Source organism: Nocardioides sp. CER19, from assembly GCF_029846275.1.
In the GTDB taxonomy this organism is placed as follows: Bacteria; Actinomycetota; Actinomycetes; order Propionibacteriales; family Nocardioidaceae; genus Nocardioides.
Map to the genome: position 1 here is coordinate 198286 of NZ_JARVWS010000003.1, position 19464 is coordinate 217749.

The window sequence follows — 19464 nt, forward strand, 5'->3', positions numbered from 1 at the left end:
CATACCTCGACGAACAGTCGCGACCGGAGCCCTCAGGCGGTCCGGCGGTGCGGGATGCCGAGGGCAACGACGGCAGCGAGCACGGCGGCCGCGCCGCAAAGCGCGAACAGCTCGCGGTAGGCGGTCAGCGAGGGCAGCTCGAAGGCACCGAGGTGCACGACGCTGCCGGCCAGCAGGCTGCCACCGATGGCGGAGGCCAGCGAGCTGCCGAGGCTCCGGAACAGCGAGTTGAGGCCGTTGGCCGCCGCGAGCTCGTGGACCGGCGTGTGGGCGTTGATGATCGACGGCAGGGCGGCGTACCCGATGCCGGTGCCGATCCCGATGATCGTCGAGCCGACGATCACCTGCCACAGGTGGTCGTGGACCGAGATGCGGGCGAGGAAGCCGACGGCGACGATCAGCGCGCCGAGCGCGAGGGTCTGCGGACCGCCGCGCTGCGTGATGAGCTTGGCCGCGACCGGCGAGAACACCAGCATCATGAGACCGCCGGGCAGCATGGCGAGGCCACCGACGAGCAGGCTCGAGCCGAACCCGTAGCCGGTCTGCTCGGGCGCCTCGACGTACGCCGCCGTGCCGATGAACGACGCGAAGAGGGCGAAGCCGAAGAGAATGGAGGCGAGGTTCGCCAGGACGATCGGCTTGCGGCGCAGCGCCTTGAGGTCGACGAGCGGCTCCCTGATCCGGGTCTGCGACCAGCCGAACAGCACGATGAGGGCGACGGCGATCGCGAGCAGGACCCAGACCTTCGCCGAGTCCCAGCCCCAGCTCGAGCTCTCGCTCAGCGGGAGCAGCAGGCAGACGAGGCCGGCGGCGAGGATGACCGCGCCCACGATGTCGACGCGACCGCCGCTGCGGTTCGGCGACTCGGGAACGATCGTGAGGATGCCGATGAACGCGACCAGGCCGACGCCGGCCGTGATCCAGAACAGGGCGTGGAAGTCGGCGTGCTCGGCGACGAACCCGGCGAGCGGCAGTCCGAGCGCGCCGCCGACGCCGAGCATCGCGCTGATGAGCGCGACGGCCGACCCGACGCGCTCGCGCGGCAGCAGGCCGGCGAGCAGGCTGATGCCCAGAGGGATCGCGGCGGCCGACGCGCCCTGGATGGCCCGGCCCGTGATCAGGAGCGGGATGTTGCTCGTCACGGCCGTCAGCAGCGAGCCGACGACCAGCGCGCCGATCGCGACGAGCAGCAGCAGCCGCTTGCCGAACATGTCGCCCAGCCGGCCCATGATCGGCACCGACACGGCGGCGACGAGCAGCGTCGAGGTCAGCAGCCAGCTGACGGTGCTCGACGAGGTGTGCAGGTCGCCCGGCAGCTCACCCAGGACGGGGATGAGGAGGGACTGGGCCAACGAGACGACCAGGGCGCCGAGGCCGACGACGAAGAGCTCCAGGCGGGCACGGCCCGGACTGGTGTGCGAGGCGATCTCGGCGTCGCTGACGCCGGACGGCTCGTGCTGCATGAGTGTTCCTCTCGAAGGTCTGCCGTGGGATCAGCGCCCATGCTAGACGTTTCGTGACACCGAGTGCCACTCTTGGCTTCGCGTGCCGGAGGGCGTAGGGTGAGCGCGATGAGCGACCCCGACCTCACCCCCACCCTGCGCGACCACGCGCGGGAGGCGGTGCGGGCCGAGGTGCAGCGCCAGGCCTGGCTGCTCTTCTCCGAGCACGGCTTCGAGGCCACCACCGTCGACCGGATCGCCGGCGCGTCCGGGATGTCGCGCCGGACGTTCTTCCGCTACTTCGCCAGCAAGGACGACCTCGTCCTCTCCCGCATGGTCGAGTCGGGCGCCGAGCTGCTCGCGGTCCTGGACGCGCGGCCGGCGGACGAACGGCCCTGGACCGCCCTGCGCGCAGCGTTCCAGGTCATCGTCGACAAGCAGCTCGGCCAGCCCGACCGCTCCCGGCGGCTCCAGCTGATGCTGCGCGACGAGCCGGCCGTCCGCGCGACCGTCGAGGAATGGCGCCGCCGCTGGACAGCCCTGCTCACGCCGGTGGTCGCCGCCCGGCTCGCCGGTGGCGACGACTACGTCGCGCTCCGCGCCGAGGCGCTCACCCGCAGCGCCCTGGAGTGCCTCGAGTCCGCCCAGGACCACTGGGCCGAGCACGAGGACGCCGACCTCAGCCGGCTCGTCGACGAGGCGATGGGAGCCGTCGCGCCGCTCTCCTGAGCGCTCGGGCCGTCGCGAGAGCGCTCAGCCGTGCTCGACGTGCACGTCGACGAGCCGCGTGCTCGCCTCGGCGAGGTCGGCCCACGGGCCGTCGTACTCGAACACCGCGACGGCGGCGGTCGGGAAGCCCGTCGCCGCGAGCTGGGAGGCTCCCTCGACATCGAGCACCTGGGCGAGGTAGGCCATGGTCGGGTTGTGCCCGACCACGACAGTGGTGGTGACGTCGTCCTCGAGCCCGCGGATGACGTCGAGGGCGGTCTCGGCGTCCGCCTCGTAGAGGGAGCTGTCGAGCTCCGGCTCCAGCGTCCAGCCGGCCTCGGCCGCCATCGCCTCCCACGTCTGCCGGGTCCGCACGGCGTCCGACACGACCGCCCGGTCGGGGGTCACCCCGCGCCCGGCCAGCCAGGTGCCGGCCTGCGCGGCCGCGGTGATGCCGCGTTCGGTCAACGGACGCTCGTGGTCGGTGGCGCCGTAGGCCTCGGCCTTGGCGTGGCGGACGATGACGAGAACCCGGGTCACGCTCCGGAGCCTAGTGCCCCGCCGGTCAGGCGCCCATCGCGTGGAAGCCGCCGTCCACGTGGACGATCTCGCCCGTCGTGGCGGGGAAGAAGTCGGACAGCAGCGCGCACACAGCGCGGGCCGTCGGCTCCTGGTCGGTGTTGTCCCAGCCGAGCGGCGCCCGGGTGGTCCACATGTCCTCGAGGTCCGAGAAGCCCGGGATCGCCTTGGCCGCGAGCGTGCGCAGCGGGCCTGCAGAGACCAGGTTGACGCGGATGCGGTGCGGGCCGAGGTCGCGGGCCAGGTAGCGGGCACACGACTCCAGGCCGGCCTTCGCCACGCCCATCCAGTCGTACGCCGGCCACGCGACCGTGGCGTCGAACGTCAGCCCGACGACGCCCGACCCCGGCGTGAGCAGCGGGCGGGCGGCCTGGGTGAGGCTCATCAGCGAGTAGGCCGAGACCTGGACCGCCTGTGCGACATCGGGCCACGGGCCGTCGAGGAACTTGCCGCCGAGCAGCGTCTCGGGGTTGCCGTAGGCGATCGAGTGGACGACGCCATCCAGGCCGTCGACGTGCTCCCGGACCTGGTCGGCGAGGCCGGCGAGGTGGTCGGGGTCGGTGACGTCGAGCTCGAGCACCGGCGCCTCCTGCGGCAGCCGCTTCGCGATCCGCTTCGTGATCGACAGCGCGCGCCCGAAGTTGGAGATGAGCACCGTGGCGCCCTGCTCCTGCGCGACCTTCGCGGTCGCGAAGCCGATCGAGCTGTCCATCGTCACGCCCGCGACGAGGATCCGCTTTCCATCGAGGAGACCCATCTGTCAGTGCCCCATTCCCAGTCCGCCGTCGACCGGGATGACGGCCCCGGTGACGTAGCCCGCGTCCGCGAGCCAGGTGATGGCGCCGGCGATCTCGTCGACGCTCGCGTAGCGGCCCAGCGGAACCTGGGCCTTGATGGCGCTCTTCTGGTCGTCGGTGAGCACACCGGTCATGTCGGTCTCGACGAAGCCGGGCGCGACGACGTTCGCGGTGATGCCGCGGCTGCCGAGCTCGCGCGCCAGCGACCTGGCCAGCCCGACGAGGCCGGCCTTGGACGCGGCGTAGTTGGTCTGCCCGGCGCTGCCAAGGAGCCCGACGACGCTGGAGACGAAGATGATCCGGCCCCGTCGCAGGCGCAGCATGCCCTTGGCGGCGCGCTTGGCCAGCCGGTAGGAACCGGTGAGGTTGGTGTCGATGACCGACGACCAGTCGTCCTCGGACATCCGCAGGATCAGGGTGTCGTTGGTGATCCCGGCGTTCGCGACCAGCACCTCCACCGGACCGTGCGCGGCCTCGATCTCGGCGTACGCCGCCTCCACCTGCTCCGGGTCGGTGACGTCGCACCTGACGTCGAGCGCGCCCTCGGGCGCTCCCCCACTCCGGGTCGTCACGGCCACCTTGTCGCCGGCGGCGAGGAACGCCTCGGCGACGGCACGCCCGATGCCGCGGTTGCCACCGGTCACGAGGACGGACCGGGGCTCCCTCTCTGCTGCACTTGCTCCGCTCACGCTGCCCGAACGTAGTGATTACCGCTAAGTACGCACAATGAGCGGCGCGGCGCGCCTCACTCCTCCTCGAGCCGGAAGCCGACCTTGAGGCCGACCTGGAAGTGCTCGACCCGCCCGTCCTCGACCTGGCCGCGGACCTGGGTCACCTCGAACCAGTCGAGGTTGCGTAGCGTCTTCGACGCCCGCTCGATCGCGTTGCGGATGGCTGCCTCGATGCTCTCCGGGGAGCTGCCGACGACCTCGGTGAGCCGGTAGGTGTGGTTGGCCATGGATGCCTCCTGGGGTGATGACGGTCACATCACCCTAGCGACGTAGAGTGGTCCCATGGCCAGGGTCAGACACCGCGACGAGGCCATCCGGATCACGACCGCCGCCGAGAGCCACGAGCACGACATCAGCGTTCGCCAGCGGCACTACCTGATCTCGATGTCGATCCGCGTCGTGTGCTTCCTCGGCGCCGTCGTCGCGGGCGCCAACGGGATCAACTGGCTGTGGCCGCTGCTGATCGTCGGCGCGATCGTCCTGCCGTACGTCGCGGTGGTCGGCGCGAACGCCGCCCACACCAGGGGCGAGGACTTCTCCCTCCTCGACGGCGGCTACCGCCGCGAGCTGCCGGGCCAGGACGACGACGCCCCGCGAGGCCAGCTGTGACGCTGGGCGACAAGACCGAGCTCGACCTGTGCTCGGCGAAGGGCTGCCAGGCGCCCGCCACGTGGCAGCTGCTCTGGAACAACCCCAAGATCCACACTCCCGACCGGCGCAAGATCTGGCTGGCGTGCGACGAGCACCGGGCGTCGTTGAGCGACTTCCTCGGCGCCCGCGGGTTCCTGAAGAGCACCCAGCCCCACGAGCCCGCCGGCTAGGTGCTGGCTCCTCAGCCGCCGATCGCCGACATCGGCCGGTCGGGCTGCAGGAAGGTCGGGTCGTCGATGCCGTGCCCGGCCCGCTTGCCGGCCATCGCGGTGACCCACCGCTGCGCCAGCTCCTCGTCGGAGGCGCCGGAGCGCATCGCGGCCCGCAGGTCGGACTCCTCGCGGGCGAAGAGGCAGTTGCGGACCTGGCCGTCGGCGGTCAGCCGCACGCGGTCACAGTCACCGCAGAAGGGCCGTGACACCGAGGCGATGATGCCGACCGTCGCCGGGCCGCCGTCGACCGTGAACAGCTCAGCGGGCGCGCTGCCACGGGGCTCCTCGGCAGGCTCGAGGACGAACTCCTTCTCCAGCAGCCGCTGGATCTCGTCGGCCGTCACCATCTCGGCCCGGGACCAGCCGTGCTGCGCGTCGAGCGGCATCTGCTCGATGAACCGCAGCTGGTAGCCGTGCTCGATCGCCCAGCGGAGCAGCTCGGGTGCCTGGCCGTCGTTGACGCCGCGCAGCAGCACCGCGTTGAGCTTCACGGGGCCGAGCCCGGCGTCCTGGGCCGCGGCCAGGCCCTCGACCACGTCGCGGAGCCGGTCGCGCCGAGTCACCGCCGCGAACGTCTCGGGGCGGATGCTGTCGATGCTCACGTTGACCCGGTCCAGACCCGCATCGGCCAGCGCGGCCGCCGTACGCGCCAGGCCGAGGCCGTTGGTCGTCAGCGACGTCTCGACACCGAGCGCGTGGGTGCGCGCCACGATGCCGACCAGGCCGCGCCGGACCAACGGCTCGCCGCCGGTGAACCGCACCTCGCGGATGCCGAGCCGCTCGACGCCGATGGTGACCAGCCGGACCACCTCGTCGTCGGAGAGGACGTCCTCGGTGGGAAGCCAGTCGAGCCCCTCGGCGGGCATGCAGTACTCGCAGCGCAGGTTGCAGCGGTCGGTCAGCGACACGCGCAGGTCGGTCGCGACACGACCGAAGCGGTCGGCAAGCGGTGTCATCTCCACCACACCATCCTAGGTGGAGGCCCCGCGGGTGTGGGGTTCCGACGAAGCGGGATTAGCCTTCGTCGGGTGCGGTCGTTGCGGTTCCTCCTGAGTCGCCGCTGGGCGCTGTTCGCGCTCGCGGTCGTCGTGGTCGCCTGGGGGACCTGGTGGCTCGGGCAGTGGCAGTTCCACCGGCTCCACGATCGCAAGGCGGACAACCGGATCGTCGAGACCAACGAGATCCGCTCCGCCGACCCCATCGACGACGTCCTCACGGTCGGCATGGGCGCCGCCAAGGACGACGAGTGGCGGCTGGTCACCGTGACCGGCACTTACGACACCGCGCACACGATCACCTGGCGCTACCGCTCCGACGACGACGGCGCCCCCGGCGTCGACGTCGTGGTCCCGCTCGTGACCGACGCCGGTAACGCGGTCGTCGTCGACCGCGGCTTCCTGCAGACCGACGCCGACGACAAGCGGCCCGACGTCCCGGCGCCGCCGTCCGGGCGGGTGACGATCACCGGCTACGTCCGGGTCGACGGCTCCGGCAGCAGCACCCGCGTCGACGACCTCTCCACCCGCGCCCTCTCCTCGCGCACCGTCGGGGCCGCCATCGGCACGCCCGTGTACGGCGGCTGGCTGGCCCTCCACAGCGAGGACCCGAAGCCGGCGCAGGCGCTGGAGCCGATGTCGCTCCCCGATCTCGGCAACGGCCCGCACTTCTTCTACGGGCTGCAGTGGTGGTTCTTCGGGATCCTCGCGGTCTTCGGCTTCTTCTACCTGCTCTACGACGAGTGGCGCACCGGCAAGGGCGACGAGCTGGCCGCCGACCGGCGCCGCGCCAAGCAGGACCGCAGCAACGCCCGCGCGGCCAAGTCGAGCCGGAAGCAGGCCGTCCGCGAGGCCTACAAGGCGGCGTACGAGAAGGAGCGCGCCGGGCGGGACTGAGCCCGGGTCGACGCCGCCTCAACCGGTGGCGGGCTCGCGGAGGAACTGGGTGCGGTAGAGCTCTCGGTAGAGGCCTCCGGAGGCCAGCAGCTCGTCGTGCGTCCCGCGCTCGACCACGGTGCCGCCCTCGACGACGAGGATCTGGTCGGCGCCCCGCACCGTCGACAGGCGGTGCGCGATGACGAGCGAGGTCCGGTCGGCGAGCGCCGCGTCGAGAGCCCGCTGCACGGCCGCCTCGGACTCGCTGTCGAGGTGCGCGGTGGCCTCGTCGAGGACGACGATCGCCGGAGCCTTGAGCAGCAGGCGCGCGATCGCCAACCGCTGCCGCTCACCGCCGGACAGCCGGTAGCCCCGGTCCCCCACCACGGTGTCAAGGCCGGCGGGGAGCGCGGACACGAGCGCGGCGATCTGCGCCGCCTCGAGCGCGTCCCACACGTCCTGCTCGGAGGCGTCGGGTCGCGCGTAGAGGAGGTTGGTCCGGATGGTGTCGTGGAACATGTGCGCGTCCTGGGTGACGTAGCCGACGACGTCCTCCAGCGACTGCAGCGTGACGTCGCGGACGTCGTGACCGCCGACCCGGACCGCGCCGGCGCCCACGTCGTAGAGTCGCGCGACCAGGTGGGTGATCGTGGTCTTGCCAGCGCCGGACGGCCCGACGAGCGCGACCATCTGTCCGGGCTCGGCGGTGAAGCTGATGTCGGTCAGCACCGGCCCGCTGGGGCGTGCCTCGACCCGCGCCACGACCTCGAGCGACGCGAGCGACACCTCCTCCGCTCGCGGGTAGCTGAACGCGACGTGGTCGAACTCGACGCGGGCCGCGCCGGACGGCAACGCCACGGCGTCGGGCCGTTCCTGGATCGCCGACGGGAGGTCGAGCACCTCGAAGACGCGCTCGAAGCTGACGAGCGCGGTCATCACGTCGATCCGGACGTTGGAGAGCGACTGCAGGGGCCCGAGCAGGCGCAGCAGCAGGAGCCCCAGCGCGGTCAGGGTGCCGAGGCTGAAGTGCCCCTCGATCACCAGCCAGCCGCCCACGCCGTAGACCAGCGCGGTGGCGAGCGCGGGGACAGCCGTCATCGCCATCGTGAAGATGCGGGTCAGGAGCGCGATGCGGATGCCGGCGTCGCGGACGACGGCGGCGCGAGCGGCGAACTGGGCGTCCTCCTCCTCGCGCCGGCCGAAGAGCTTCATCAGCAGCGCGCCGCCGACGCTGAACCGCTCGGTCATCGCGTTGCCGAGGGCGGCGTTGCCGTCCATCTGCGCTCGGGTGAGCCCGGCCAGCCGGTTGCTGACGACCCGCGAGGTCGCGAGGAGCACCGGGAAGAGCAACAGGCACAGCAACGTGACCTGCCAGCTCAGCGTCAGCATCGTGATGCCCACGACGACGACCGAGATGAGCGATGCCACCACGTTGGACAGCGTCGAGGTGAAGGCCCGCTGGGCCCCGATCACGTCGTTGTTGAGCCGCGACACCAGGGCGCCGGTCTGGGTCCGCGTGAAGAACGCGAGCGACTGCCGCTGGACGTGGGCGAAGACGTTCCTGCGCAGGTCGTAGATCAGCCCCTCCCCGATCCGCGAGGAGAGCAGCCCGCTCGCGACGCCGATTCCGGCGTCCACCAGCGCGACGACCGCCATCGCCACCGCCAGCCAGACCACCAGGGAGAGGTCGTGCCCGAGGATGCCCTCGTCGACGACGCGCTTGGTCAGCAGCGGCGTGACGACGACCAGGCCTGCGTCGACGACGGTGAGGGCCAGGAAGCCGGTGATCAGCCGGCGGTGCGGGCGGGCGAACGCGAAGACCCGACGGACGGTCCCCCGCTCGAGACGCCGGTCCAGCACCTGCCGGTCCGAGCGCAGGTTCCGGTAGACGCCGCCCATCCCCAGATTGCCTGACATGGGACCAGTATCCGGGGCTCAGCCAGAGCGCCCGCGCCGGGACCCGGCGTAGGCGGCCTCCCGGACCCGGGAGAGGAACCGGACAGGACGGAACCCGGGGAGCCGGTGGCGGTAGGGGTCGAACGGCGTCGGACGGTCCCCGACCGGTCCGTCGACGTCGAGCCGGCCGACCGTGCGGCCGGGACGCAGCGGGCGCCGCTCCCGGATGAGGAAGCCGCCGTCGGGCCGCCGTCGTACGCCGACGAGCACCAGGGCGCTCCGGCGGCGATACGGCAGCAGGGTGCTCATGCGGTGCGCGGTCCCGCTGAGCAGCAGGTCGACCGTCCGCCCCGCGACGTCGAGCCGGATCGCGATCCCGCGTACGTCGGGCAGCGGGCGCGGCAGCCCCAACCCGCGGGAGAGCCGCACGACGGCCGCCTGCGGACCGGTGCCGAGGACACCGGCCAGCACGCTCGCCGGGTCCTCGATCGTCCAGGTCGCCCTGACGACGGTCCCGCGGGGATGCAGGGCGCGGGCGTGCCGGGCACGCGCCACGCCGGCGAAGGCCTGCTCGGAGATGCTCGAGAGCGGATGCACAGGGTGCGGTACCCACCCGCCTCCGGCCCGGCGCTCGCTAGATTCGACGGGTGGGCTTCCGGCGCGACCGACTGACGTGGGTCGCCTACGTCCTGCTCGCGTGGTTCGCCTTCCTGCAGGCGACGCCCGGGCTGGTCATCCCGCACCTGCGCGACGAGCTGCACATGAGCTATGCGGTCGGCGGACTGCACGTGGCCGCGTTCGCCGCCGGCAGCACCCTCGCGGGGGTCGTCTCGGCCCGCGTCGAGACGCGGATCGGACGGCGCCGGCTCCTCTGGTCAGCCGCGGGCTGCATGGCCGCCGGCGCCGTCGGGCTGACCGTGGGCCGGGTCGCGGCGGCGACCGTCGGGTCGGTCCTCGTGATGGGCGTCGGCGGCGGACTCCTGCTCGCCACCGTGCAGGCGCTGCTCGCCGACCACCACGGCGAGCGCCGTGCGGTCGCGCTGACCGAGGCCAACGTCGCGGCCGCCGTCGCGTACGTCGTGCTGACCGGTGCGCTGTCGCTGGCGGCCCTCATCGGTGCCGGCTGGCGCGCCGCCGTGCTCGCCTCGCTCCTCGTCCCCACGGTCGCGTGGTGGCGCGACCGGCGTCTGGCGGTCGAGGCGCCGGCCCCGCCCGAGAAGGCGGCCGGTCGGCTGCCCGTGGTGGTGTGGCTGGCCACCGCGATGCTCTTCTGCACGACGGCCGCCGAGTGGTGCGTCACCTCGTGGGGCTCGAGCTTCGTGGAGACAGCGGCCGATGTCTCGTCCGACACGGCGGTCTCGCTGATGTCGGCCTACTTCGCGGGCTTCGTGCTCGGCCGCACGCTGGGCAGCGCCCTCACCCGGCGCCATCTGCCGCCGCGGCTGCTCGCGGGCGCGCTGGTCCTCGCCGCGGTCGGGTTCGCCGTGCTGTGGCCGGCGAGATCCCCTGTCCAAGCGGTCGTGGGCCTGCTGCTGGTCGGGACCGGGATCGGCAACCTGTTCCCGTTGGGACTGGCCGTGACGGTCGGGCTCGTGCCGGGGCGCTCGGCGCTGGCCAGCGGCCGCGCGGTGGTCGCCACCGCACTGGCCGGGCTGCTCGCACCGCTCACGGTGGGCACGCTGGCAGACACCACGTCGTTGACCGCCGCCCTCGCGGTGGTCCCGGCCGCCCTCGCCCTCGCGGCGGTGGCGCTGGCGCTGGTCGCCGTGGCATCCCGTCGGGCACGCTCCGCGGAGGAGGTCAGTCCTCAGGCTGACCGAGCCGCCAGATCCCCGGACGGCCGGCGACCATGACCCCCTCGCCGATGAGCGACTGCCGGGCGCGGCGAGCGGCGTAGTGCCAGCGCAGCTCGCCGGCGGGCGTCAGCTCCTCGTCGCCCGGGCGCAGCCGATCGCCGATGATCTCTCGGACCTCACTCAGGAGGTCGTCGGCCGGCAGCTCGCCGCCGGCCTCCTGGAGCACCTCGACGACGATGGGGCTCAGCACCTCGGGCGACGTCCAGCGGTGGGACACGGCCTTCTTCGTGACGCCGACGCGGGCCGGCGCCGCGGCCGCACGCGGTCGGGGCTGGCGGGGCGTCTTCGCCGGGGCGGGAGGGTCGACGGGAGCGGGTCGTCCGTGGATGCACTGGGACCGCGGGAGGTCGCACAGCTCGCAGTAGTCGTCTGTCGTGGACATCGCTACCCAGGATAGGCAACCGCCGGGTCCGGTCGAACGGCGGATCAGGCCAGGGAGACCAGCTCGGCGTAGGACTGGTTCCAGAGGTCCTCGACGCCGTCGGGCAGGATCAGCACCCGGTCCGGCTCGAGCGCCTCGACCGCACCCTCGTCGTGGGTGACGAGGATGATCGCGCCCTCGTAGCGACGGATCGCGTTGAGGACCTCCTCGCGCGACGCCGGGTCGAGGTTGTTGGTCGGCTCGTCGAGCAGCAGCACGTTGGCGGCGCTGACGACGAGGGAGGCGAGCGCGAGCCGGGTCTTCTCGCCGCCGGACAGGACGGCGGCCGGCTTGTGGACGTCGTCGCCGCTGAACAGGAACGCGCCCAGCACCGTCCGGGCCTCGGTGTCGGTGAGCTGCGGGGCCGACGACTGCATGTTGTCGAGCACCGAGCGCCCGACGTCGAGGGTCTCGTGCTCCTGGGCGTAGTAGCCGATCTTCAGCCCGTGGCCGGGCACGACCATGCCGGTGTCGGGCTGGTCGACGCCGGCGAGGATCCGCAGCATGGTCGTCTTGCCCGCACCGTTGAGCCCGAGGATCACGACCCGCGAGCCCTTGTCGATCGCCAGGTCGACGGCGGTGAAGACCTCGAGGGCGCCGTACGACTTGGAGAGGCCCTTGGCGGTGAGCGGCGTCCGGCCGCATGGCGCCGGCGACGGGAACTTGATGGCGGCGACCTTGTCGGCCTGCCGCTCCCCCTCCACGCCCGACATCAGCTTCTCGGCGCGCTTGAGCATCTGCTGGGCGGCGCTGGCCTTCGACGCCTTGGCGCGCATCTTGTTGGCCTGGTCGGTGAGCGTCTTCGCCTTGTTCTGGGCGTTCATCAGCTCACGCTTGCGACGGGCCTCGTCGGTCTCTCGCTGGGTCAGGTAGTTCTTCCAGCCCATGTTGTAGACGTCGATGACCGACCGGTTGGCGTCGAGGTGGAAGACCTTGTTGACGGTCTCGGCGAGCAGCGCGTTGTCGTGGCTGATGACGATGAAGCCACCCTTGAAGGCTTTCATCCAGTCGCGCAGCCAGAGGATCGAGTCGGCGTCGAGGTGGTTGGTCGGCTCGTCGAGGATGAGCACCTCGTTGCCGGAGAACAGGATCCGCGCCAGCTCGACGCGGCGGCGCTGACCGCCGGACAGCGTCTTGAGCTGCTGGTCCATCAGCCGGTCCGGGATGCCCAGGGACTGGGCCATCTGCAGCGCTTCGGCCTCCGCGGCGTAGCCGCCGCCGGCATCGAGCTCGTCGTGGGCCCGCTGGTAGCGGCGCATCGCCTTCTCGCGCACGTTCGGGTCGTCCGAGCCCATCTCCTGCTCGGCAGCCCGCATCCGGCGTACGGCGTCGTCGAGACCGCGCGCGGACAGGATCCGGTCGCGGACCAGGACCTCGGGGTCGCCGACACGGGGATCCTGCGGGAGGTAGCCGATGTCGCCCGTGCGGGTGACGTGCCCGTTGGCCGGGAGCAGGTCGCCGGCCAGGACCTTGGTGAGCGTCGTCTTGCCGGCGCCGTTGCGACCGACGAGACCGACCTTGTCGCCCGGTCCGACCCGGAAGCTGACGTCCTCCATCAGGAGCCTGGCACCGACGCGGACTTCGAGTTGGTGGGCGGTGATCATCAGGGTCGATAGTCTAGGGCGCGGGGTACCGAGGCTCGAAGTTCACAGCGTTGAGCAGGAGGTTCTCGGATGCGCTTCAACCCGAAGGCGCGGCTGGACACCAGCCGTACCCGCGACGTCGGCGGGTCGGGCGGCGGTCTCGGTGGCGGCGGCCTGGGCGGGGGCGGCGTCTCGCTGCCGACCGGCAAGATGGGAGCCGGCGGCATCGTGGTGGTGCTCGTGCTGGTCATCCTCGGCCAGTGCACCGGCGTCGGGCCCGACCTCGGGAGCATCCTGGGAAGCGCGAGCGGCAGCACCCTCGACGCCAGCCGGTTCAGCACCGAGCAGGGTGGTACCGAGCGCTACGCGAGCTGCAAGAGCGGTGAGGACGCCAACAACAACGCCGACTGCGCGCTCGTGGCGGTCGAGAACTCGCTCTACGACTACTGGGGCAACGAGCTCGGTGGCCAGTTCCGGCCGGAGACCGGCGTCCACACGTTCACCGGCGCCGTCAGCACGGGCGGCTGCGGGAACGCGACCACCGACGTCGGGCCGTTCTACTGCCCCACGGACCAGACGATCTACCTCGACACGTCGTTCTACCGCGACATGCTCGAGGGCCAGCTGGGCGGCAAGGACGCGCCGTTCGTGCGGGCCTACGTGATCGCCCACGAGTATGGGCACCACATCCAGAACCTGCTCGGCATCATGGGCCAGGTCCGCACCCAGCAGGGGCCGAAGAGCGACTCGGTCAAGCTGGAGCTGCAGGCCGACTGCTTCGCGGGGATGTGGGCGCAGGCCGCCCAGACCACGCCCGACCAGGACGGCAACGTGCTCATCTCCGACCTGTCCGAGAGCGACATCACCGACGCGATCGGTGCGGCGACGGCCGTCGGCGACGACTACATCGAGAAGCGCATGAGCGGCGGTGTGAACCCGGAGAAGTGGACGCACGGCTCGTCGGCGCAGCGGGTGAAGTGGTTCAAGACGGGCATGGCGTCCGGCAACGACGTCAACGCGTGCGACACGTTCGCGCCGGGCGCGGTCTGACCCGTTCACCGGTCGAGCGACGGCCCGAGGGTCGGCCGGCGGGGAGAGACCTAGCGATCCAGGAGCGCGGTCACGGCGTCAGTCTGGCGCTGCAGCGCGCGCAGGTGCGGCGCGACGGACGGGTGGCGGAACTTCGCCGCGAGGGCACCCTCGCCACCCGCCACGCGGGCGAGCGCCCAGTCGGCCCGGGTGAAGACGGTGTAGACGGCCGTGATCCGGGCACCCAGCGTCGCCTGCGCACGGGTGGCCAGGTCGGGTGGGAGCCCGAGCAGGTAGGCGTCGAGCAGCGGCTCGAACTCCTCGCGGGCCATGAGCATGTAGTAGCCGAGGTCGCCGCCGACCGGCCCGTAGCCCAGCGAGCCCCAGTCCACGGCGACCAGGTCGTCGCCGTCGCGGCCGAGCAGGTTCCCCGGCACGGGGTCGCCGTGCTGGGCCACCTGCGGCAGGGCGTCGAGCTCGCCGAGCAGTCGAGCACGCTTGCGCCAGAGCGCGTCGGCGATGTCGCTGGCCGTCGTACGGCTCAGGGTGGTCCAGCCGCCCCGGCGCTCGACGCGGGCCAGCCGGTCGCGGAGCTGGTGGCGGGCGAGCCAGCGGACGTGGCCCAGCTCGGCGCCGGCGAAGCGGCCCATCGCGTGGGCGACGAACAGGCCGCTGTTGGCGGCGTCCTCGACCCAGTCCTGCACGATCGTCAGACCGTCCGAGTCCTCCTCGACGGAGGTGCGGGGCGCCCGCAGACCGGGGGTGGCGTCGACCAGCCCGTACGTCGCCACGTCCGCCGCGCGCCGCCAGTAGGCGAAGTGCCGCGGATCCCGGAGCTCGGCCGGGTCGTACTCGTCGGGCGCGGCGACCCGCTTGACGGCGACCGCGCTGTCGCCCACGACAGTGCGCCAGACGCCGACCGTCGACACGCCGCTGCCGCCAGGCAGGGCGAGCCACCCCGGCTCGGGCTCCCACATGCTGCGGACGCTAGCCGATGGGACGCTCACAAGCGCGCAACCGGAGCCTTAACGTCGCGGCGTCGCCCGCCGATAGGACGCCGCGTGAGGATCACTCGGAGGATGGCAGGACTCGTCGCCACGGCGATGGTGGCGGTGGCGGGCACGGCCCTGACGCCCACGGCGCACGCGGACGGCTCCCGGCTGCCGCTGCCGGCGCCGAAGGCGTTCGCGGGCGGTGCGTACGCCGCGAACCGGACCAACCCCCTCGCCGGCGGGACGTGGGCCGTCAACAACGGCTTCTGGGAGAACGGGCACGGTCTCTACACCGACTACCTCGCCGCCACGGGCGCCGAACGCGTCTACCTGGGCCGGGAGGCGCTGCAGCCGTCGGCGCTGTGGCTGACCATCAACAACTCCTACGCGCCCACCAAGGTCCCCGACTACCTGCGGACCGTGAACCCGACCAGCGATCCCGGCAAGCTCGTCACGCTCGCCGTGTTCGGGATCTGGCCGCGGGGCGAGGGCTCCCGGCACACGCCGCTGACGGCCGACGAGCAGGCTCGCTACAGGACGTGGATCCAGCGGGTCTCCGCCGGGATCGGCGGCTCGCGCGTGCTCGTCGCCCTCGAGCCCGACCTGGCGATCACGACGAACGGCGGCTCCGACGGTGTCCGCGACCCCCGGGTCCGGCAGGGTCTCGCGAGGTACGCCGCCAAGTACTTCCACGACCACAACCACCGCGCCGCCGTCTACCTCGACGCCGGTGCCTCCGACTGGCTCTCCCCCGCCCAGGCGGCAGGGCTGCTGAAGCGGTCCGGGATCGCGTTCACGCGCGGCTTCAGCCTCGGCATCACCCACTACACGAAGACGGCGGCCGACATCGCCCACGGCGCCGCGATCGTGAGCGCGCTGGCCAAGCGCGGCATCAGCGGGAAGCACTTCGTCATCGACACCGCCGACAGCGGCCGCGGCTACACCTACGGCCAGTGGGCGGCCCGCTTCGGCACGTCCGGCTACGACAACTCGCGCAACTGCACGGCCGCGCAGACCACCCTGTGCAACGCCCTCGGGGTGCCGCCCACCTGGCAGGTCGCGCGGTCGACGTACGTGCGGACGCTCGGGCTGACCCCGGCGCTCACCCGGACGGCCCGGCGCAACGTGGACGCCTACGTCTGGCTGACCCGGCCGTGGATGTACAACCAGGCGTCGCCGTACCAGCGCGCCAAGGCTCTCCCCGCCGCACAGTTCACCCCGTTCGCGGCGCTGTATTGAGCTGCGCCGTCCCGCGCGCGGGCGGTGGGCCAGCAACCGAACCAGGCCACCGGAACGGTTCACCACTCACCGCCCCGAGACCGTCACCCGATGTCCCGCTCCCGGAACCGCAGCCAGGCGCCGGCGATCAGGACAGCCGCCACGGCGGTGAGGCCGACCTCCGGCGCCCACCGCCACGGCTCGGCTGGCATCGCGGGCACGTGGGAGTACGGCGACAGCCCGGTCAGCCAGTCCGGGAAGCCGACGAGCTCGCCGACGATCGTCAGCGTCAGGAACAACACCGGCCACGCCCAGCCGAGCACCGCCCACGACCCGCGGAGGGCGAGCAGCAGAGCGGCCAGGCCGACGACGACCCAGACGGCCGGTGACCAGCCGAGGGCAGCGGTGACCAGGTCCCCGGGCGACGGGCCACCGGCGGTCGCGTAGCCGATCCACAGCGTCACGCCGGTGACGAGCAGCAGCCACAACGAGCCGACCAGCGCGACGACCAGCGCTGCCGCGAGCCACCGGGCGCGGGACGTGGCCGTCGCGAGGACCACCTCCGCCCGGCCGCCGGTCTCGTCGCTCCCGGCGTGGCTCACGACCGAGATCGCGAAGCAGCTGACGACGATCGCGATCATCGACAGCACGGCCGCGAGCATCTCGCCGCCGAGCCGGTCGATGAGCTCCTGGGCGGTCCCGGAGTCGAGCAGGTCGTCGAGCCCGGGGGCGATGACGCCGAAGAGCAGCCCGAGGACCGCGACGGCGCCGGTCCAGACGACGAGCGCGGCGCCCTGCACGCGCAGGGTCAGCGAGACCGCGTCGCGCAGCCGGGGCGAGCCGCTGGCCGGTCCAGGTCGCGCGGCGAGCAGGCCCGCGCCGACGTCGCGCCGGCCGCGCAGGTGCTGCGCCACGGCGACGAGCGCCCCGGCGAGCAGCGGGTAGAGGAGCAGCACCCACCAGCGGGTGCCCGACCACGCCCGAGCCTGCGTGTTCCACCCGAACGGCGAGAGCGAGCTCAGCCACGTCGCGCTCGCCGCATCCCCCGCCGCCCGCAGGACGAAGAGCGCCCCGAGCACTCCGGCGGCCGCGGCGGCGCAGGTGCGGGCGCTCGCCGAGAGCTGGCAGCACACCGCCGCGATCCCGGTCGCGACCAGGCCCGTGCCGAGCCAGACGAGGCCGAAGGCGATCGACCCGACCGGGTCGAGGCCACCGGCGATGTTGGCCAGGGCGATGAGCACGCCGAGCAGCAGGGCCACCAGCACCGCCTCCGCCACAGCGGCGGCGAGCGGCGCGTCACGGCCGACCGCCGTACCACCGACCAGCTCGGTGCGGCCGCTCTCCTCCTCCACGCGGGTGTGCCGGCGCACGAGCACGACGAAGAGGATCGCGCCGAACACCGCGTAGAGGACGGTCATCTTCGTCATCGACAGCTCGCCGATGCTGTGGACGTCGAGGATCGGGCCGTAGAGCGCGACGATCGCGGGGCTGTCGTTGATCGCCTGGGCGGCCCTCACCCGGTCGGCGTCGGTGTCGTAGAGGCCCGGCGTCGCCGCCGCCGAGACCAGGCAGAGGGCCGCGAGCACCAGCAGCCAGACCGGCACGATGACCCTGTCGCGGGTGAGGTTCTGGCGCAGCAGCAGGCCCGCGCCGGTGCGAGAGGTCATCGGGCCGGAGTGCGATAGGCGTCGAGGAAGAGCTCCTCGAGGCTGGGCGGCGTGCTGGTCAGCGCGGTCACCCCGGCCGCCGTGAGGGCGGCGAGCACGCCCGCCAGTCCGTCCGGGTCGACGGTGCAGGTGACTTGCGGGCCCTCGACGGCGACGTCGTGTACGCCGGCCAGGACGGTGAGGTCCGGGACGCTGCCCGCCACCGTGGCGGTCACCTTGCTGCGGTGCAGGTGGCGCAGGGCCGCGAGGGTGCCGGTCTCGACCGTCCGGCCCTCGCGGATGATCGTGACCCGGTCGGCCAGCCGCTCGACCTCGCTGAGGATGTGGCTGGACAGCAGCACGGTGGCGCCCCGGTCGGTGGCCTCGGCGACGCAGTCGTTGAACACCTGCTCCATGAGCGGGTCGAGGCCGCTGGTGGGCTCGTCGAGGATGAGGAGCTCGGCGTCGGCAGCGAACGCGGCGACGAGCGCGACCTTCTGCCGGTTGCCCTTGGAGTAGGCGCGCCCCTTCTTCGTCGGATCGAGCGAGAAGCGCTCGAGGAGCTCGTCGCGCCGGGACGTGCGCGGGTCCGCGCCGCGCATCCGCAGCAGCAGGTCGACGGTCTCCCCGCCGCTGAGGTTGGGCCACAGGGACACATCGCCCGGGACGTAGGCCAGCCGGCGGTGCAGGGCAGCCGCGTCGCGCCACGGGTCGGCGTCGAAGAGCCGGGCCTCTCCCCCGCTCGCCCGCATCAGGCCGAGCAGGATGCGGATGGTCGTGGACTTGCCGGCCCCGTTGGGGCCGAGGAAGCCGTGCACCTCGCCGGCGCCCACCGCCAGGTCGAGCCCGTCGAGTGCGCGGAACGCGCCGAACGTCTTGACGAGGTCGTGCGCCTCCGCCACCATCCCGCTCACGAGCTCAGGCTAGTGGCGGCCGAGCTCCCACGACCCGCGCCGGGCCGGCCGCGCGGGCGCGGATCCAAACCGCTGCCTCCCGCGTCAGAAGGGTCATGACACTGCGACACGGGATCTGGGCACTCGGCTCCGCGGCGGCGGTCGCCGCGATCGCGGTCGGCGCCGCCCTCGTCGCCGCCACCTCTTCCGGTGGGGACGGCGGCCCGACACCCCACACCTCCTCGGGCACGTACGTCGCCCCGGACGCGCGCATCCCCGCTCCGAACGTCCCGACGGTCTACGACGTCGGCGGCCCAGGCGGCGGGTGGCGCGTCCCGGCCATCGTGGTGGCCGCCCCCGGTCGGCAGCTGTCCCTCAGGCCGTGGACGTTCTGTTACGCCAAGGGATGCGCGGACGGCTCGCCGGAGCTGCTGCCCTCGGTCCCCGACATCGGCAACCCGCCCTCCGTGACGCTCTGGTTCGCTCGGCCGGGCTGGCGGATCGAGGCGACGTTCGTCGACACCAACTCCGACTGCCCGCGGCGTACGACGGTGACAGCCACCCGGCTCGACCCGCACACGTTCCGGCTCGACACCTACGGCCTCGAGCTGTTCCTGGACTCGCTCGCGGAGACGCCGCAGCGCGCGACCGCGTCGGTGAGCGTCCGCGATGCCGCCGGGACGACCGTGCGCTTCCAGCCTCCGCGGGACGAGGAGCGTCCGGGCTGCTTCCAGCGAGGCTCCGTCGGCTTCCGCCTGGAGCACCCCGACATCAGCGGGCTCGCTGCCGGGCCCTACACCTACGACGTGACGCTGGACCTCGACGGCGCGACCTATCGCGCGTCGGCGACCTGGCCCGACGACGAGGAAGCCGACCACGGTCCGAGCGTGCCGCTCACGTTCACGCCGCCGCTGCCCGCGCCGACGCTCGGACGGTGAG

21 protein-coding genes are annotated in these 19464 nt (G+C 72.6%); 8 read left to right on the top strand and 13 right to left on the bottom strand.

Annotation, left to right across the window (positions count from 1 at the left end):
- Positions 1-32: 32 nt before the first annotated feature.
- Positions 33-1463, bottom strand: a complete 1431-nt coding sequence (locus QDS12_RS16450; protein WP_279880856.1) for an MFS transporter — start codon at positions 1461-1463, stop codon at positions 33-35.
- 108 nt (positions 1464-1571) lie between these two features.
- Between QDS12_RS16450 and QDS12_RS16455 the strand changes: the two genes are divergently transcribed.
- Positions 1572-2171, top strand: a complete 600-nt coding sequence (locus tag QDS12_RS16455; protein WP_279880858.1) for a TetR family transcriptional regulator — start codon at positions 1572-1574, stop codon at positions 2169-2171.
- A gap of 24 nt (positions 2172-2195) precedes the next feature.
- Here QDS12_RS16455 and QDS12_RS16460 read toward each other — a convergent pair whose 3' ends face one another.
- Genes QDS12_RS16460 through QDS12_RS16475 form a run of 4 tightly spaced genes read right to left on the bottom strand, consistent with a single transcriptional unit; the run spans position 2196 to position 4484 of the window.
- Positions 2196-2690 (bottom strand): histidine phosphatase family protein, encoded by a 495-nt coding sequence (locus tag QDS12_RS16460; RefSeq protein ID WP_279880860.1) that lies wholly within the window; start codon positions 2688-2690, stop codon positions 2196-2198.
- 25 nt (positions 2691-2715) lie between these two features.
- Positions 2716-3486: an enoyl-ACP reductase FabI gene (gene fabI, locus QDS12_RS16465; RefSeq protein ID WP_279880862.1), complete on the bottom strand. Its 771-nt coding sequence runs from the start codon at positions 3484-3486 to the stop codon at positions 2716-2718.
- 3 nt (positions 3487-3489) lie between these two features.
- Entirely contained in the window at positions 3490-4215 is a 726-nt protein-coding gene (fabG, locus tag QDS12_RS16470) for a 3-oxoacyl-ACP reductase FabG (RefSeq protein ID WP_279880865.1), read from the bottom strand.
- A gap of 56 nt (positions 4216-4271) precedes the next feature.
- Positions 4272-4484, bottom strand: a complete 213-nt coding sequence (locus QDS12_RS16475) for a dodecin (protein ID WP_279880867.1) — start codon at positions 4482-4484, stop codon at positions 4272-4274.
- A 55-nt stretch (positions 4485-4539) separates the two neighbouring features.
- On the opposite strand from QDS12_RS16475, the gene QDS12_RS16480 reads away from it, so the two are divergent.
- Positions 4540-4866 (top strand): DUF3099 domain-containing protein, encoded by a 327-nt coding sequence (locus tag QDS12_RS16480; RefSeq protein ID WP_279880869.1) that lies wholly within the window; start codon positions 4540-4542, stop codon positions 4864-4866.
- A complete protein-coding gene (locus QDS12_RS16485; RefSeq protein WP_279880871.1) occupies positions 4863-5078 on the top strand; it encodes an acetone carboxylase in 216 nt (71 codons plus the stop codon). Before QDS12_RS16480 ends, QDS12_RS16485 begins: the two co-directional genes overlap by 4 nt.
- Before the next feature lie 11 nt (positions 5079-5089).
- Here the strand turns inward: QDS12_RS16485 and moaA are convergent, their stop codons facing one another.
- The gene (moaA, locus tag QDS12_RS16490) at positions 5090-6076 is read right to left on the bottom strand and encodes a GTP 3',8-cyclase MoaA (RefSeq protein ID WP_279882180.1); all 987 of its coding nucleotides are present in this window, start codon (positions 6074-6076) and stop codon (positions 5090-5092) included.
- A gap of 72 nt (positions 6077-6148) precedes the next feature.
- On the opposite strand from moaA, the gene QDS12_RS16495 reads away from it, so the two are divergent.
- Positions 6149-7012 carry an SURF1 family protein gene (locus QDS12_RS16495; protein WP_279880874.1) on the top strand — a complete coding sequence of 288 codons (864 nt, stop codon included), beginning with the start codon at positions 6149-6151 and terminating at the stop codon, positions 7010-7012.
- A gap of 18 nt (positions 7013-7030) precedes the next feature.
- On the opposite strand, the gene QDS12_RS16500 is transcribed toward QDS12_RS16495, so the two are convergent.
- Positions 7031-8908 carry an ABC transporter ATP-binding protein gene (locus QDS12_RS16500; protein ID WP_279880876.1) on the bottom strand — a complete coding sequence of 626 codons (1878 nt, stop codon included), beginning with the start codon at positions 8906-8908 and terminating at the stop codon, positions 7031-7033.
- 18 nt (positions 8909-8926) lie between these two features.
- On the bottom strand, positions 8927-9484 hold the full coding sequence (locus QDS12_RS16505) for a hypothetical protein (protein WP_279880879.1): 558 nt from the start codon (positions 9482-9484) through the stop codon (positions 8927-8929).
- A 50-nt stretch (positions 9485-9534) separates the two neighbouring features.
- On the opposite strand from QDS12_RS16505, the gene QDS12_RS16510 reads away from it, so the two are divergent.
- A complete protein-coding gene (locus QDS12_RS16510) occupies positions 9535-10740 on the top strand; it encodes an MFS transporter (protein ID WP_279880881.1) in 1206 nt (401 codons plus the stop codon).
- On the opposite strand, the gene QDS12_RS16515 is transcribed toward QDS12_RS16510, so the two are convergent.
- Positions 10688-11125, bottom strand: coding sequence for a hypothetical protein (locus QDS12_RS16515; protein WP_279880884.1), 438 nt, complete (start codon positions 11123-11125; stop codon positions 10688-10690). The genes QDS12_RS16510 and QDS12_RS16515 overlap by 53 nt on opposite strands.
- Before the next feature lie 44 nt (positions 11126-11169).
- Positions 11170-12768: an ABC-F family ATP-binding cassette domain-containing protein gene (locus QDS12_RS16520; RefSeq protein ID WP_279880886.1), complete on the bottom strand. Its 1599-nt coding sequence runs from the start codon at positions 12766-12768 to the stop codon at positions 11170-11172.
- A 69-nt stretch (positions 12769-12837) separates the two neighbouring features.
- On the opposite strand from QDS12_RS16520, the gene QDS12_RS16525 reads away from it, so the two are divergent.
- Positions 12838-13797 (top strand): neutral zinc metallopeptidase, encoded by a 960-nt coding sequence (locus QDS12_RS16525; protein ID WP_279880887.1) that lies wholly within the window; start codon positions 12838-12840, stop codon positions 13795-13797.
- Positions 13798-13847: 50 nt separating this feature from the next.
- Here the strand turns inward: QDS12_RS16525 and QDS12_RS16530 are convergent, their stop codons facing one another.
- Positions 13848-14753 (bottom strand): phosphotransferase, encoded by a 906-nt coding sequence (locus tag QDS12_RS16530; protein ID WP_279880889.1) that lies wholly within the window; start codon positions 14751-14753, stop codon positions 13848-13850.
- Between the two features lie 102 nt (positions 14754-14855).
- Here QDS12_RS16530 and QDS12_RS16535 point away from each other — a divergent pair, with 102 nt between their 5' ends.
- A complete protein-coding gene (locus tag QDS12_RS16535; protein ID WP_279880891.1) occupies positions 14856-16007 on the top strand; it encodes a glycoside hydrolase family 6 protein in 1152 nt (383 codons plus the stop codon).
- A gap of 83 nt (positions 16008-16090) precedes the next feature.
- On the opposite strand, the gene QDS12_RS16540 is transcribed toward QDS12_RS16535, so the two are convergent.
- On the bottom strand, positions 16091-17653 hold the full coding sequence (locus QDS12_RS16540) for a hypothetical protein (RefSeq protein ID WP_279880893.1): 1563 nt from the start codon (positions 17651-17653) through the stop codon (positions 16091-16093).
- The gene (locus tag QDS12_RS16545; protein WP_279882182.1) at positions 17650-18537 is read right to left on the bottom strand and encodes an ABC transporter ATP-binding protein; all 888 of its coding nucleotides are present in this window, start codon (positions 18535-18537) and stop codon (positions 17650-17652) included. Before QDS12_RS16545 ends, QDS12_RS16540 begins: the two co-directional genes overlap by 4 nt.
- Before the next feature lie 104 nt (positions 18538-18641).
- Between QDS12_RS16545 and QDS12_RS16550 the strand changes: the two genes are divergently transcribed.
- Positions 18642-19463, top strand: coding sequence for a hypothetical protein (locus QDS12_RS16550; protein ID WP_279880894.1), 822 nt, complete (start codon positions 18642-18644; stop codon positions 19461-19463).
- The last annotated feature ends 1 nt before the right edge of the window (position 19464 follow it).